The organism is Rahnella victoriana (genome assembly GCF_004330295.1).
GTDB lineage: Bacteria > Pseudomonadota > Gammaproteobacteria > Enterobacterales > Enterobacteriaceae > Rahnella > Rahnella victoriana.
Genome location: NZ_SJOJ01000032.1, coordinates 1 through 14,809, shown reverse-complemented (window position 1 = coordinate 14,809; position 14,809 = coordinate 1). Strand labels below are relative to the sequence as shown.

The following is a 14,809-nucleotide window of genomic DNA, read 5'->3' as shown; positions in this document are numbered from 1 at the left end:
TATTTTTCAAATCTCATATTCAGAAGGTCATATGTTCAAAATATATCTCATCCTTGCCGTTTCTATCTGCGCCGAAACGCTGGCGACCACGATGATGAAAGCCTCCAACGGATTTACCCGCCTGATCCCGAGCATTATTGTCGTCGTGGGGTATTCAGTCTCGTTTTATGGCCTTTCTCAGGTCGTCAAAGTGATGAATATCGGTATCGCCTATGCTATCTGGGCGGGGATGGGGATTTTCCTGGTCTCTGCCATGTCATTCTTTTTCTACAAACAACGGCTGGATACGCCCGCGCTGATCGGCATGGCGTGTATCGCCATCGGCATCATCATTATTCAGCTCTGTTCCAAATCGGTAACACATTAACATTTCCTGATATTACTCCCCGCAAAATGATCGCTGCCGGCCTGACGGCCGGTTTCTTCACTGCGTAGCAACTTAGTTACAACATACCTAAATGTGGAAGGATTTTCTGATCGGCGTTATCTGTATGTGCCTTTTTCGTTTGCGGCACCGGATGCCTCTGTAGCCCGCATCGCAGGCGGGGACTGGCTTATTCTTCCGACAGATAAGAAATACCCTAACAGTCATTATGAAAATGCCTTGACCCTGTGATAGTGATCACGTTTATTACGTTCTAATAACAAAACAACATACCCGAAATAATTCGAATTGCAGGAAGGCGGCAAGCGAGTGAATCCCGATGAGCTTACTAAAGTAAGTGATTCGGGTGAGCAAGTGCAGCCAACGCATCTGCAATTTGAAGAATGAAGGGGATAAGGATAATAAATGACTGAGTGCACATCAGCTGACACCCGGCCAGACACGTCTGCTTTCCGCCGCTGGCTGGCGGTCTTTTCACTCGCTTGCGGCACGTTCGTGCTGGTTAATACTGAATTTCTGCCTATCGGCTTGCTTTCGCCGATCGCGCAGTCTCTGGGCGTAACCGAAGGTCACGCCGGGCTGGCGGTCATGCTGCCCGGTATCATTGCGGCGATTTCCGCCCCCCTGATTATGCTGTTCGCCAAAAAAATGGATCGCCGCACCTTGCTGTTGCTGCTTTCAGCCACGGTGATCCTGGCAAACGGGATTGCGGTGATGGCGGAGTCGTTCAACATTTTGCTGATCGGACGCATTATTCTCGGCGTCGGGGTCGGCGGCTTCTGGTCGTTTGCCATTCCGTCAGGACGGCGGCTGGTGGCGGAAGAGCAGGGCGCACGCGCCATTTCGCTGATCACCGCAGGCGTGGCCGTCGGCACCGTCGCGGGGGTGCCGGCAGGCGCCTTTATCGGCGATCTGTTCGGCTGGCGGATGGCGTTTACGCTTAACACCGTGCTGGCGCTGGTGTTCTTCATTCTGCAATGGCTGGCGCTGCCTTCGTTACCGGCGCAGCAATCCATCGGCCTGCGCGCCATGCTGGGCGTCACGAAAGTGGCAGGGATCCGCTATGCGCTGATCATCGGCGTCTTTATGGCGGGCGGCCATTTCGCGGCCTACACCTACCTCGAGCCGTGGCTGCGGTTCAACCTGCAACTCTCTGCCAGCAATATTTCTCTGCTGCTGATGGGGTACGGCGTCGCCGGGCTGATCGGCACACTCACCACTGAAATTACCGTGCGGGAATTCGGTGTGAAGCGGGCCTTTATGCTCAACATGCTGCTGCTCAGTCTCTCGGTTCTGGTGCTGTCGCTGTTTAACGTGCCGTTGCCTCTGGCCAGTGCGCTGGTGATTTTGTGGGGACTCGCGTTTGGCGCACTGCCGGTGTGTCTGAATATCTGGACGTATCAGGCGTCGCCTGCCTTATTTGAAACCGGTTCGGCGCTGCTGGTGTGTGTGTTTCAGACGTCACTGGCGCTGGGCGCGTTGTTTGGCGGGATCCTTGCGGACAGCGCCGGTGTCAGCAGCGCCTTTTTGCTGGGAGGAGTACTGACCCTGCTGGCGGGCATCACGATTTTCCTGTCGCGCCCGCAACCGGTCACCCTGCACGGGGCGAAAGAATGACCTGACGGACGATCAGGAAATCTTTCCACATATCAATATTTGTCCTTCTGAAGCCCGCGCATTGCGGGCTTTGTTGGATATCAGGCTCTCTCTTTCGCATAGTGCCGGTAAATAACGCCATTTTTTCATTAGGTTATTTCTTTTTCGTATTTGCTCAACGTGTAGTGCTTTGAAACACTGGGGTCTTTGTTGAAGCGACTTCAACGTTTTCATTATTCACGGAAAGAGTAAACCTGTATGCGCATAGCAATAAAACTTTCAGTTCTGGCGTTATCTCTGGTTGGCGCACTGGCGCTGAGTGGTTGTGATCAAAAATCTAATGAGCATCACATCAAGGTCGGTATCAGTGCCGGTATCGATCAGCAAATGTGGGAAACCATCAAGAAAACCGCCAAAGACAAATACAACCTCGATGTCGAAGTGGTCACCTTCAACGATTTCGTGTTACCTAACTCTGCGCTGAGCAGTGGCGATATCGACGTCAATTCTTTCCAGCATCGTCCGTACCTGGATAAGCAAGTCAAAGAGCGCGGCTACAAACTGGTGGAAGTGGGGAAAACCTTCGTTTATCCGATCGCCGGTTACTCCCGCAAAATTAAATCCCTCGACCAGTTAAGCGATAACGCGCAGGTGGCGGTGCCAAATGATCCGACCAATCTCGGGCGTTCGCTGCTGTTGCTGCAAAAAGTCGGGCTGATCAAACTGAAAGACGGCGTTGGCCTGCTGCCTACTTCGCTGGATATCATCGAAAACCCGAAACACCTGAAGATTGTTGAAATCGAAGCGCCACAACTGACCCGCGCCATCGACGACGACAAAATCGAGCTGGCGATCATCAACACCACCTATTCAGGCCAGGTCGGGCTGACGCCGGGCAAAAACGGATTGTTTGTGGAAGACAAAGATTCGCCGTATGTGAACATCATCGTGGCGCGTGAAGACAACAAAGACAGCCAGACAGTGAAGGAACTGGTTGAGGCTTATCATACGGACGCGACAGTCAAAGCGGCGGATGAAATTTACCACGGGGATGCGGTGAAGGGCTGGTAAGTCGGGCAGGATTAAAGGGCTATCATTGAATCCTGAGATTTTATAATCTCAGGATTCAATGTGGGGTATTATCAGATATCGTTCAACATCTGCGAACGCTGATTCATGTTATTGAATACGGCGCTTTTCACACGGGCACAAATGAGTGTCTGCTTATCTTTTAATTCAAGCGCAAACATCTCTTTGGAATCTTTGTTAATCAGCGAGGCATTGGTTTTGTAAACGGCGTACGCCTCATTGAGCTGACTAAATTGTTGCTTATAAACACTGAAAGCCTGTTTATCCAGCGTCTGAAGCGCTTTGAACTCAGTGTAGCAACGGTTGTTAAGCGCTGACGGGTCCTGCTCAGCGGTCCTGGCCGTTGGTTGCGCGCACCCTGTTAAAAAGGCCGCAGCCAGAAACACTGACAGACACGCAAAATGCTTATTCATTATGGCCGGTTCCTTCATCCGATTATTCTCAGTTAATTCCGACTACTATATTCAGAAGTTTACATAATTGGAAATTATGATTACAGATAATCAATCATTACCGGTGAATAATTTTAGCTGCGTGAAACTGCATGTTTATTCAAAGTAGAACCACGCCGTTTTAATCAGCCCATTTTCCACTTCAAATACAGCGATGCTGTTCACCGGCTGGTCATAAATCCCGTAAATCATTTCATGATCGAAGACTTTGTTGCCCAGGACGGTGCGCGAAACCAGTTCAGCGCGCAACGCCTTATTGTTGAACCGGTGGTTTTTATAAAACATTTCGAGCGCTGCTTTGCCTTCCAGGGAAGGCGACAAATTTGGCATTCGGTATGCGACAAAGTCGTCACTGTAGCAGGCCACAAAGGCAGCCAGATCGTGTTGATTATAAGCCTGGAACTGCTTTTCTACCGGGATAACGGCGTTCATTTATCATCACTCATTATGAATTATTATCTATTAATAACGCATATTAATTCATAAAAAGAGGCGTGACAATCAAGGAGAAACAAAAAAGGCCGCCGTAGCAGCCTGACAGGTAAACGATGCGGCGATCAGCACACGCCGAAATCACCGTCTTCATGATAGAGATCGACGGAATCCGCAGGGACTTCGATTTCCTTTTGGGAGAAATCGTCTGCGCGGGCGCACCACAAGGTGTCACCATCAACACGCAGTACCAACATCTTCGGGCCGCCGGTTTTTGACTGAACGAGATCTTGCGGTTTAAACATCTTTTATTTCCTCTGTTTTCAATGGGTTTCTAATTTTGGGAAAGGGGTCGTGCAGGCCGCATAGCCCGGCCATCCTCGCGGTTCACTGATGAGAAGCTATACTTAATATCAATGTAATACAAACCGGAGGAAAACATGACCATTCATAAGAAAGGACAGGCGCACTGGGAAGGCGATATTAAACACGGGAAAGGTTACATCTCTTCTGAAAGCGGTGCCCTGAAAGATCAGCCGTATGGATTCAACACCCGATTTGAAGGCAAACCCGGCACCAACCCGGAAGAACTGATTGGCGCGGCGCACTCCGCCTGCTTCTCTATGGCGCTCTCCCTGATGCTGGGCGAAGCGGGACACACGCCGGAAAGTATCGATACGGTCGCAGATGTTTCACTGGATAAAGTGGATGGCGGCTTCGCGATCACCAAAATCGCGCTCGACAGCAAAGTGAAGCTGCCGGGGATCGACAAAGACAAGTTTGATGAAATCATCAAAAAAGCCAAAGCCGGATGCCCGGTTTCGCAGGTACTGAAAGCGGAAATCACGCTGACGTATCAGCTGGAAAACTGATGATTTAACAGAAAACATGTTTCTGAAAAAGAAAAAGCCACGCGATCGTTGCGTGGCTTTTGTGTTATTAGCAGATAAGCAATCCGCTGAGGCCGCCATGCATAAGGTATGACGGCCAGCTCCGTTACTCTGGCGCGCCGCCGCTTCCCTGTTGTGACGGCCATTTCCAGTTGCGGACTTCCGGTAAATCCTCGCCATATTCCCGTACGTAACGATGGTGAGCGGCGATTTTCTCCTGCAAATCATCCAGAATGTCATCCGCTTTGCCTTGCAGTTTCTCCGTATGCACAATGGCTGCCTGCGCCAGATGGAAGCGATCCAGCTCGTTGAGGACCGTCATATCAAACGGCGTGGTGGTGGTGCCTTCTTCCATAAAACCGCTGACGTGGAAATTGCGGTGATTATTACGCTGATAGGTTAACCGGTGGATCAGGCTCGGATAGCCGTGGAAGGCGAAAATCACCGGTTTGTTCTGCGTGAAGATATCGTCGAACGCCGCCTCGCTCAGTCCGTGAGGGTGCTGTTCCTCTGTCTGCAATGCCATGATATCCACCACGTTCACCACCCGCACGCTGAGATCCGGCAGATATTCCCGCAACAGATCGACGGCGGCCAGCGTCTCCATGGTTGGCACATCCCCCGCGCAGGCCATCACCACATCGGGTTCGGTGCCGTCCTGCTCATTGCCCGCCCACGGCCAGATGCCCATACCGGTCGCACAATGCGCGGCGGCTTCTTCCGCCGACAGCCACTGCGGCGCAGGTTGTTTACCGGACACAATCACGTTGATGCGGTCCCAGGTTTGCAGGCAGTGATCCGCCACCCACAGCAGCGTATTGGCATCCGGCGGCAGATAAATCCGCACGATGTCGGCTTTCTTGTTAGCAACGTGATCCATAAAGCCCGGATCCTGATGGCTGTAGCCGTTGTGATCCTGCCGCCAGACGTGGGAGGAAAGCAGATAGTTGAGCGACGAAATCGGCTGTCGCCACGGCAGTTTGCGCGTCACTTTCAGCCATTTGGCGTGCTGGTTAAACATCGAGTCGACGATATGAATAAAGGCTTCATAGCAGTTGAACAGCCCGTGCCGTCCGGTGAGCAGATACCCTTCCAGCCAGCCCTGACACTGATGTTCACTGAGAATTTCCATCACCCGGCCATCCGGTGACAGCTGCTCATCGTAAGGTTCGATGTCTTCCAGCCAGGTGCGGTCAGTGACATCAAACACATCGCTGAGCCGGTTAGAGGCGGTCTCATCCGGGCCGAACAGGCGGAAATTATCGTGATTGAGGGTAAAGATATCCGCCAGATAGCGGCCGAGCATTTCCGTCGATTGCACCTGCGGTTCACCGCGCGAGGTGAGTGTTACCGCGAATTTCGCCAGTTCCGCAGGCACCAGTTCGCGCCGCAGCCTGCCACCGTTGGCGAAAGGTGATGCGCCCATGCGTTTATCGCCCTGTGGTGCCAGCGCGCGCAAAACCGGTTGCAGCCGCCCCTGCTCATCGAATAAATCCTCAGGCTGGTAGCTGCGCATCCAGTCTTCAAGAATCTTACGGTGCTCGTCGTTTTCACGGCAGGAGGAAACCGGCACCTGATGCGCACGCCAGAAACCTTCGACTTTTTTGCCATCAACAGTTTTTGGCCCGGTCCAGCCTTTCGGACTGCGCAGAACGATCATCGGCCAGCGCGGCACGCCCTGGGTCGGCGTACCGGCACGGGCGCGCTGCTGATGATCTTTAATGATATCCAGCGCAATGTTCAGCGTCCGCGCCATCTGAATATGCATCTGTTCCGGTTCGTGGCCGCTGACGAACAACGGCTCGTAGCCGTAACCGGAAAACAACTGGCGCAAGTCTTCATCACTCATCCGCCCGAGAATGGTCGGGTTAGCGATTTTATAGCCGTTAAGATGCAGTACCGGCAGCACCGCGCCGTCGCGTACGGCATTGAGGAATTTAATCCCATGCCAGCTTGAGGCCAGCGGGCCGGTTTCGGCTTCCCCGTCGCCAATGACGCAGGCGGCAACCAGATCCGGGTTATCAAACACCGCCCCGAACGCATGCGACAGCGAATAGCCTAACTCGCCGCCTTCGTTAATCGAACCGGGGGTTTCAGGTGCGGCATGACTGGGAATGCCACCGGGAAACGAAAACTGCCTGAACAGTTTTTGCATGCCGCTGGCATCCTCACTGATATCGGGGTAAATCTCGCTGTAGCTGCCTTCCAGCCAGGTATTGGCCACCATCCCCGGTCCGCCATGTCCGGGGCCGCAGATATAAATGACATCCAGATCCCGCTGACAGATAGCCCGGTTGAGATGGGCATAGATAAAGTTCAGTCCCGGCGTGGTGCCCCAGTGACCCAGCAGCCGTGGTTTGATGTGCTCAGGTTTCAGCGGCTCCCGCAGCAGCGGGTTATCCATCAGGTAGATTTGTCCGACAGAGAGGTAATTTGCCGCCCGCCAGTAGCGGTCAACTTGTCTGAGTTCCGCTTCTGCGGACTGCGGTGAAGAGGGTTGCGTCATCGTTTTCCTCCGGTTTTTCTGCTGGGGGTGTCTTTTAACCCTAATAGAAAAATGCGATCCCGGCCAAGTTGACGGGGGTGTGAACTCTGACAACTCGCGCAAGATCAGCTATAGATACTGTGCATTGCCTTAAAAACTAAAATAATTTACCGGGGTAAAAATGAAGGACGAAAACGAAAAAACAGGATTAATCGGACTGGCCATCGGTGCCGCCGTGATGGGACTGATTACCAGCAGAACGATGATCTGCCGGGAAAGCATTGTTGAGGAATTACGACGACTCGGACGCAAAAAAGGGGACGGGCTGGAGGATGAAATTTTTGTGCAGGCGGCGCTGCTGGTGAGTAAGGGACTGTGAAAAACGGCAGGGGAAAACAAAGAAAGCCCGGACAGGGCTTTCTTTGCTGAGGTTACTTGCGACCTAAAAGCAGGCCCAGCACCACGCCAATCGCACCGGCGGCAATCAGTCCCGACAGCGGATTCTCTTTGATCTTATCCGCCACATCAGAAACCACTTCACCCGCCTGCGCGGAATATTTGCGGGCAGCACCTTTCAGCTGGTGTTTAGGAGAATCGACAAAATCTCCAAATTGCTTTTGTGCCTCACCGGCGAACTGGTTAACCGTGTTTTCTACTTTATCTTCCACACGGTTAGGATCTTTATCAAAGTCTTGTGATGACATATCGCGCTCCTTTTTGGGTGGAATTTAAGTCTAGCCGAAAAGTCAGGATCTGCATGGCCTGCCAGCCGGATGCCGGCAGATATCAGACTTTTCTTGCCAGCAGCGTCGCAAAGCGCAGCTTGTAGCGATCGCCGTTTTCGTCTCGTTTATGCAATTCGCCGACGTCTTCGTTGTACTTCACGATTTCCCAGCCACGGTAATAATCACGTAATTCTTCCGGCCGGAAGGTAAACGGGAAGGGCAGCGGACACGGATAATCCGGGCTGTCCATCGCTGCGACAATAAGGTTGTAGCCGCCGGTTTTGGTGGCGGCATGCATATCGGCAATGATGTGCGGGATGCTGTCACGTTGCAGGAACATCATCACCACGGTGGAAAAGATAAAATCGTATTCGCCCTCAAAGCGATGAGTGTTCAGATCCTGTTCGCTGATATGGATATGTTGCAGGGATTCGGCCGCAATAATCTCATTCACTTTTGCGACGCTTAACGGGTTGTTATCCCAGCCCGTGACATCAAAGCCTTTCAGGTTGAGATACAGCGAGTTACGCCCGCTGCCACAGCCCAGATCCAACGCCTTGCCGGGCTGAACATACTGTGCGGCGTGGAGGATTTCAGAGTGGGTACGGGTCAGGCCGTATTTTTCGGTGTAATAGTCTTCTGGCGCAAGTGGCTGAGTCATTCCGTGGTTTCCTAAAAAGTGAATCGAATACCGCGATTATCCTCCAAACTGGCGTCAGCGCCATGACTCTTAAGGATCAGCAGGGGGGTTATTCATAACCGTATTGGAAAGGGGAATTTATCCATTGTGCTTTTTTCGTAAGTTAAATTTCTGTTATCGTGAAGGTTAACACTCAGCCTGTCCTGGAAAACCTCAATGCTTTTAACCCTCGTTTATCGCAGCCACATCAGTGAGTCTGTGCAGCCTGCCTCGCTGGACGATATGGTGTCGCGCGCTAACGTTAAAAATGAAATATCCGGCATCACCGGTATTCTGCTTTTTGATGGTACGCATTTTTTCCAGTTGCTCGAAGGGCCTGAAGAGGCCGTCGATGCCATATATCAGACGATTTGCCGGGATCAGCGACATAATAATGTGGTCACTCTTATGCGCGATTACGCGCCCTCACGCCGCTTCGGCAATGTGGGAATGGAAATTTTTGACCTCAGACACCATCACGAAGATGTCGTCCTGCAGGCGGTTCTGGATAAAGGAACGTCCAAATATCGGCTGACTTATGAAGACCGTGCGCTTCAATTTTTATGTACCTTTGTGCAGGCGCGGGAAAAAGAAAATTATCTCGAAATCCTGCCCGCCAGTACATGGTCTTTCATCGCCGATGAGCCACTGAAACCAGAAGCAGGGTTACTCTTCCCGGAGATGCAGGATTACAGCTTCACATTTCAACCGATTGTCGATCCGCTAAGTCGCGAGATTATCTCCTGGGAGGCCAATCTGTGCGGTCCGGGCGGGCGTTCACCGATGGAATATTTTTCCACGCTTTCCCGCACCACCATTTATGAAGCCGATCTGAAATCTAAAAAACTGGCTTTTGCGCTGGCACAAAAGATGGGGCTCAGCGATAACACGCTGTCCATCAAACTTTTGCCGATGACGTTATCCCGATTGCCGGATGCGGTGGATTTTTTGGTTGAGGAAATCACGGCGCATGGTCTGGTGCCGGAGCAAATCGTGGTGGCCATCACAGAGAATGGCGTCGTCACCCGCGAAGAGAGTTTCACCCGTGCGCTGAAGCAGCTCAAAGCCTCAGGAATGCGTCTGGCGATTGATGACTTCGGCGCAGGATCGGCGGGGTTGCTGCTGCTGACCCAGTGCCAGCCTGACAAAATTATGATTGATCGCGAGATGATTTGTGACATCCACACCAGCGGTTCCAAACAGGCCGTGGTTCAGGCCATCATCAGATTTTGCTCTGCATTGGAAATTTCAGTGATTGCGACGGGGGTAGAAAAACCGGAAGAATGGATGTGGCTCGATGCGGCAGGGGTGTGTAATTTTCAGGGCGCGTTGTTTGCTGCGCCAAGGCTAAATGGCGCGCCGGTGGTGACCTGGCCGGAAGTTAAATCAGAATATCCGTCCGGCATCCTTAACCTGTAATATCCTTATTCGGATTAAGGTATTCTTAGTGGCATTAAATTAATCAGTCCGCAAAACAGGCTCTGTTTGCGGACTGATTCACAAATTCCTGTCGCTACGCCGCTGATAGCTTAAATCGTATCATCGTCCGGCGTGCGGTAAACCACGTATTCAAGGGCTTCTAAGTAAATATTCTGCTTGCTGTCGTCACTTTCCTGCTCAATTCTTTGTATCAAACAAAGAATAATGTCTTTATGGGTGACCTGTTGTTTATGCTTTTTTAAATGATTATAAATACGGATGACGGTTTCATTGCCGAGCAGAAGTTCCGGATCTTCCGTCAGAATATAATCCGCCAATTTCACATGAGTATAAGACACATCTTGCATTTTAATACCCTCCGCACTTGCTGTTGATGAGAATGCACGCCAGATTTAACACTGAGCGTGAAGATGATTAAATGAACCCGCGTTTATCAGACAGTGAAATCATCGGGCGTCATGCCCACCACCATTTCCAGTGCACTGCGCAGAATATCTAATTGCACGACATCCGTCGTGCATTCAAGCCGGGTTATCAGATGTAAAATAATGGCCTTATTAGTCACTGTGCCTTTCTCGGCCAGAATCTGACGAATAGCGGCACCTAATACTTCTGTTTCGCTTAAAAAGAGTTCGCCTGCTTTGCTAAAATATTGATACACGTCTGAATTACGCACAGAGTCTGTCACTGACTGTGAGGGGTTTAATGACATCGAATCGCTATGGCTTGTGGCATATGCGTTTGATGTATCAATGTTTTTTCTTGTCATCGGACGGCCCTTCAGCATTGAAAAAGTGTCGTACATTGTCGACGTCCCGCACCTCGTAACTGATTCGCGCACGCTTATCAGCCAGATCATGGCGGATCTCATTAATAATCCGTTCGCAGGCACTTTTTCGATTTATGTTGTCTGCGCTTACAGCCATAAACTGTAATTGCGCAATGAGTCGGTCGGTGGATATTGGACTCTTTGATTTAAGCAAGGAAATAACAGCCTCACCTATCAGCTTATCAGTCAGTCTTTCTTCATTACTTCTATACATATTAGCAGCCTCTGAATATACGCCGGCCAAAGGTCTTGGGCAGATTAGCTTCAGGTTCAGAGTAAATATTCTACGCCTTCAGGCATAAAATAGGGGTAGGCCGTGAATAAATCATGCCCGCATAATATGTCGAACTGAAATGCTATGAAGCCAATCGTTGCACTACGAAATTAATTAAAGAGGATCATGAATCCCGCTCAAGAACCATACGGATAAGCTTCATATAATGCTTTTCCTCTTCTTCACTGCCAGCGGCTTCAACACGATTTAAAAGTTTTGAACATAACGCTTTGCGATTAAGGTTTTTTCCTGCCTGCAGAATTTCAACGACAACGCGCCCCATGGTTTCCTCTTCAGAAAATACCTGATTGTATAAGGAAGGTGACATGTCCGCAGACATACCGTTGTGTCTGTTCTGACGCATAATTAACCCTTATGTTAATAGATGTGTGAGTAATGATTACCAGTGTGATTATAAAGTTATACAAGATGGGCGAAGTTGTACAGGTATTTTCAGGAAAAAAAAGCCAGTGATGCCTGAGACTCGGATTTATCTGAACTCAGGCCGGAGGGCGTCCTGAGATTCAGCGCAGCAGGCGTCTGTCGGTCTGCCGGTAAAGATAGCTGCCGATGCCGTGCAGCGGGTCGCCTTCGAAACCGACTTTCTCCATACCGATTTTTTGCAAGACGCGCTGTGATGCCAGATGATTTTCACGCACCGTGGCGGAGATCCGCGTGATGCCGAGTTTCTCAAAACCGGTATTGAGTGACGCACTGGCAAATTCCGTCGCCAGCCCTTTTCCCCACGCGGATGTCGCAAAACGATAACCGAGGAACACCCGGTGATTTTCGTAGCCTTCACGCACGCCAAGACCGCCAAAACCGATAATTTCCTCCGGATTATGACTCCGCGCAATCGCCCAGTGTCCGAAACCGTGATCCCGCCATTCCTGTAACCAGCCATTCAGTTTTTCTTGTGCCGCTGCCCTATCCGCAAGCGGGCCACGCGGATTAAACAGATGGGTTTGCGGATCACCGTAAATGGCAAAAAGTGAACCGATATCTTCAGCCTCCACCGGCCTGAGCCGCAACCGCGATGTTTCGATGATCATAATGAACATTTCCCTTACGTTAGCTGAATTAAATCTTAGCCTGAGCGGGGAAGAGTGCCAGCCTGCTTTGCAGAAAATCAATAAACCGCCGCACCTTTTCCGGCACGTGGCGGGTGTTGGGATAGAGCGCAAAAATGCCCTGTGGCGGAAAACGATGATCGGGCAGCAAAGGGCATAAACGTTGCGCGTCGATTTCCGGCTGCACCAGCCAGTCCGGCAGCAGGGCGACGCCTGCGCCTGCCAGTGCAAACGCCAGTAACGCCGAGGCGCTGTCCGCTACAATGGCGGGCGGAGTGGTCACGCGAAACGGGTTTGGTTTTCCCGCCCTGTCGGTTACCGGCCAGTTCATCGGCAGCGGCAGGCGGCTGTGGGCGATCCATCTGGCCTGCGCCAGTTGCGCCAGCGTTTCAATTTTGCCTGCCTGCTGTAAATACGGTGCAGAGGCCACGGGGCGTATTTCAAAACTGCCGAGTGTGGCGGCATGGTGACTTGAATCGGCGAGCTGGCCGAGACGGATCGCCAGATCAAAGCGTCCGGCGATCAAATCATCGTGTTGTGAAGACGCGACATGCTGAATGCGCAGTTGCGGATGCAGGGCAGCAAAGGCCGCCAGCGCCGGAACCACCACCCGCGCGCCGTATTCCGGCGTACTGGTGATCCGCAACTGGCCGCTCAGTCCGCCGTGATCGCGCCGCACGTCGTCCAGCACCGCTTCGGCTTCCTGCAATAAATCCTGACAACGCTGATAAAAACGTTCGCCCGATCCCGTCAGCGCCAGCCGCCGTGTGCTACGGGTCAGCAGGGCGACGCCGGTTTCACTTTCCAGCTGCTTCACATTAAAACTCACTACCGCTTTGGTCAGCCCGAGTGAGGCCGCCGCGCCGGTAAAACTGCCTGCGTTAACCACCGCGACAAAAATCTCCAGCCGTTGCAAATTCAGCATGTCACGCTTCCTTACTGTCAAAATTATTTTGACAGTGTAACTGCGCCGCGCCCGTTTATCCCGGACATTATCTCCGGTAGATTGCCCGCCTTAACCAACCGTGGATGAGTGCAGATGAGTCACAGGGCGCGGGTTGCCGCGGTGTATTTGCTGGGTTTTTTCGTTGATCTGATCAACATGTTTATCGCTAACGTGGCGTATCCCGGTATCGCGCGGCAGTTTGCTGCGCCGGTCAGTGCGCTGGCCTGGGTCAGTACCGGCTATATTCTGGGCCTGACGCTGGTTATTCCGCTCAGCCGCTGGCTGGCTGTGCGTTTTGGCGCAAGGCGGATATTCACCTGTTCGCTGATGATTTTTATGCTTGCGTCAGCGGGCGCGGGAAGTGCGCAGAGTCTGGTTTCGCTGATCAGCTGGCGTATTGTGCAGGGGATCGGTGGCGGGCTGCTGATCCCGGTCGGCCAGACGCTGACCTATGCGCTGTACCGCAGCCATGAACGCGCCCGACTTTCGGCGGTGATCATGCTGGTCGGGCTGCTGGCTCCGGCGCTTTCCCCGGCCGTCGGCGGCATTATCGTGGACAGCTTTAACTGGCGCTGGGTATTTCTCGCCAGTCTGCCGCTGGCATTTCTGGCGTGGATCCTGGCGCTTTGCTGGTTGCCAGAAACGCCGCGTGAACCGGCAGGGCGGTTCGATCTCAAAGGATTTGCGCTGCTGAATGGCGGACTGGCGCTGGTGTTATGGGGGCTGACGTCGCTGGGTGACAACAGTGAATGGCTGAGCGGCAGCGTTTTATTGCTGGCGGGTGCCTGTCTGATGACGATGTTTGTGCGGATATCGCGAAAACACCCTGCGCCGTTGCTGGATCTGACGCTGATGAAAGATCCGTTACTGCGCACCGGTATGGTGATTTATCAGTGCATTCCCGGTGTGTTTACCGGCGTCAGCCTGATCGCCATGCTGTATCTGCAAAATGAGCAGCATTTCACGGCGGCGCAGTCCGGCGCGCTGATGTTGCCGTGGTCGCTGGCGTCGTTTGCTGCCATCAGTTTTACCGGCAAAATGTTTAACCGGATCGGGCCGCGGGCGCTGTTCATTCCCGGCTGCCTGATTCAGGGCGCGGGCATTGGCTTGCTGGCGCTGCTCAGCGGGTTTCCCGCACAATCCTGGCTGGCGATCGCGGCGTTCACGCTGATGGGGGCGGGCAGCAGTTTGTGCAGCAGCACGGCGCAAAGTGGCGCGTTCTTACATATTCCGACGCAGCAACTGGCTGATGCCAGCGCATTGTGGAACATCAACCGCCAGCTGAGTTTTTGTTTGGGCGTGACGCTGGTCAGCGTGATGCTCAATATTTTGCAGATTTACCTGCCGCAATCTGCCTTCCGGCTGGCGTTTATTTTTGCCTCCGTCAGCGTTATGGTGCCGGTCGTGTTGTGTCTGCGGCTGCCGGGGCGTGACATTGTGCAGGAACGGCATCAACAGAACTATTAACAGGAAAGAAAATGAATCGTTTTGTGAAAGAAGTGTTTGATGCGCATGTG

At 52.3% G+C, this 14,809-nt stretch carries 18 protein-coding genes; 7 read left to right on the top strand and 11 right to left on the bottom strand.

Going from position 1 to position 14,809, the window contains the following annotated elements:
* Positions 1–31 precede the first annotated feature (31 nt).
* The 3 genes from EYY67_RS21380 (at position 32) to metQ (ending at position 3,052) form a co-directional block, all read left to right on the top strand.
* On the top strand, positions 32–367 hold the full coding sequence (locus tag EYY67_RS21380; RefSeq protein ID WP_095925370.1) for a DMT family transporter: 336 nt from the start codon (positions 32–34) through the stop codon (positions 365–367).
* Positions 368–790: 423 nt separating this feature from the next.
* Entirely contained in the window at positions 791–2,002 is a 1,212-nt protein-coding gene (locus EYY67_RS21375) for an MFS transporter (RefSeq protein ID WP_131694345.1), read from the top strand.
* A gap of 237 nt (positions 2,003–2,239) precedes the next feature.
* On the top strand, positions 2,240–3,052 hold the full coding sequence (metQ, locus tag EYY67_RS21370) for a methionine ABC transporter substrate-binding lipoprotein MetQ (protein WP_095925368.1): 813 nt from the start codon (positions 2,240–2,242) through the stop codon (positions 3,050–3,052).
* Positions 3,053–3,123: 71 nt separating this feature from the next.
* Here the strand turns inward: metQ and EYY67_RS21365 are convergent, their stop codons facing one another.
* The 3 genes from EYY67_RS21365 to EYY67_RS21355 form a co-directional block, all read right to left on the bottom strand.
* Positions 3,124–3,483, bottom strand: coding sequence for an outer membrane protein assembly factor BamD (locus EYY67_RS21365; RefSeq protein WP_131694344.1), 360 nt, complete (start codon positions 3,481–3,483; stop codon positions 3,124–3,126).
* A 135-nt stretch (positions 3,484–3,618) separates the two neighbouring features.
* On the bottom strand, positions 3,619–3,954 hold the full coding sequence (locus EYY67_RS21360) for a nuclear transport factor 2 family protein (RefSeq protein WP_131694343.1): 336 nt from the start codon (positions 3,952–3,954) through the stop codon (positions 3,619–3,621).
* Positions 3,955–4,079: 125 nt separating this feature from the next.
* Positions 4,080–4,259 carry a DUF2158 domain-containing protein gene (locus tag EYY67_RS21355; protein WP_131694342.1) on the bottom strand — a complete coding sequence of 60 codons (180 nt, stop codon included), beginning with the start codon at positions 4,257–4,259 and terminating at the stop codon, positions 4,080–4,082.
* 135 nt (positions 4,260–4,394) lie between these two features.
* Between EYY67_RS21355 and EYY67_RS21350 the strand changes: the two genes are divergently transcribed.
* On the top strand, positions 4,395–4,826 hold the full coding sequence (locus tag EYY67_RS21350; RefSeq protein ID WP_095925364.1) for an OsmC family protein: 432 nt from the start codon (positions 4,395–4,397) through the stop codon (positions 4,824–4,826).
* A 124-nt stretch (positions 4,827–4,950) separates the two neighbouring features.
* On the opposite strand, the gene EYY67_RS21345 is transcribed toward EYY67_RS21350, so the two are convergent.
* Positions 4,951–7,350, bottom strand: coding sequence for a phosphoketolase family protein (locus tag EYY67_RS21345; RefSeq protein WP_131694341.1), 2,400 nt, complete (start codon positions 7,348–7,350; stop codon positions 4,951–4,953).
* 160 nt (positions 7,351–7,510) lie between these two features.
* Between EYY67_RS21345 and EYY67_RS21340 the strand changes: the two genes are divergently transcribed.
* Complete coding sequence (locus tag EYY67_RS21340) at positions 7,511–7,708, top strand: hypothetical protein (RefSeq protein ID WP_095925362.1); 198 nt, start codon at positions 7,511–7,513, stop codon at positions 7,706–7,708.
* Between the two features lie 52 nt (positions 7,709–7,760).
* Here the strand turns inward: EYY67_RS21340 and EYY67_RS21335 are convergent, their stop codons facing one another.
* Both EYY67_RS21335 and tehB read right to left on the bottom strand, forming a co-directional pair.
* Entirely contained in the window at positions 7,761–8,033 is a 273-nt protein-coding gene (locus EYY67_RS21335; protein WP_095925361.1) for an ElaB/YgaM/YqjD family protein, read from the bottom strand.
* Positions 8,034–8,115: 82 nt separating this feature from the next.
* Positions 8,116–8,715: a tellurite resistance methyltransferase TehB gene (gene tehB, locus EYY67_RS21330; RefSeq protein WP_131694340.1), complete on the bottom strand. Its 600-nt coding sequence runs from the start codon at positions 8,713–8,715 to the stop codon at positions 8,116–8,118.
* Positions 8,716–8,910: 195 nt separating this feature from the next.
* On the opposite strand from tehB, the gene EYY67_RS21325 reads away from it, so the two are divergent.
* Entirely contained in the window at positions 8,911–10,152 is a 1,242-nt protein-coding gene (locus EYY67_RS21325) for a diguanylate phosphodiesterase (protein WP_131694339.1), read from the top strand.
* Positions 10,153–10,262: 110 nt separating this feature from the next.
* Here EYY67_RS21325 and EYY67_RS21320 read toward each other — a convergent pair whose 3' ends face one another.
* From EYY67_RS21320 to EYY67_RS21295, 5 genes are all read right to left on the bottom strand, one after another.
* A complete protein-coding gene (locus EYY67_RS21320; protein WP_131694338.1) occupies positions 10,263–10,520 on the bottom strand; it encodes a biofilm development regulator YmgB/AriR family protein in 258 nt (85 codons plus the stop codon).
* A gap of 86 nt (positions 10,521–10,606) precedes the next feature.
* On the bottom strand, positions 10,607–10,978 hold the full coding sequence (locus EYY67_RS21315; RefSeq protein WP_205948432.1) for a biofilm/acid-resistance regulator YmgB/AriR: 372 nt from the start codon (positions 10,976–10,978) through the stop codon (positions 10,607–10,609).
* A 422-nt stretch (positions 10,979–11,400) separates the two neighbouring features.
* On the bottom strand, positions 11,401–11,640 hold the full coding sequence (gene ycgZ / locus EYY67_RS21305) for a regulatory protein YcgZ (RefSeq protein WP_095925355.1): 240 nt from the start codon (positions 11,638–11,640) through the stop codon (positions 11,401–11,403).
* Positions 11,641–11,800: 160 nt separating this feature from the next.
* A complete protein-coding gene (locus EYY67_RS21300; RefSeq protein WP_131694337.1) occupies positions 11,801–12,328 on the bottom strand; it encodes a GNAT family N-acetyltransferase in 528 nt (175 codons plus the stop codon).
* 28 nt (positions 12,329–12,356) lie between these two features.
* Positions 12,357–13,271: a LysR family transcriptional regulator gene (locus EYY67_RS21295; protein WP_131694336.1), complete on the bottom strand. Its 915-nt coding sequence runs from the start codon at positions 13,269–13,271 to the stop codon at positions 12,357–12,359.
* Between the two features lie 114 nt (positions 13,272–13,385).
* Between EYY67_RS21295 and EYY67_RS21290 the strand changes: the two genes are divergently transcribed.
* Positions 13,386–14,759 (top strand): MFS transporter, encoded by a 1,374-nt coding sequence (locus tag EYY67_RS21290; protein ID WP_131694335.1) that lies wholly within the window; start codon positions 13,386–13,388, stop codon positions 14,757–14,759.
* Positions 14,760–14,809 lie beyond the last annotated feature (50 nt).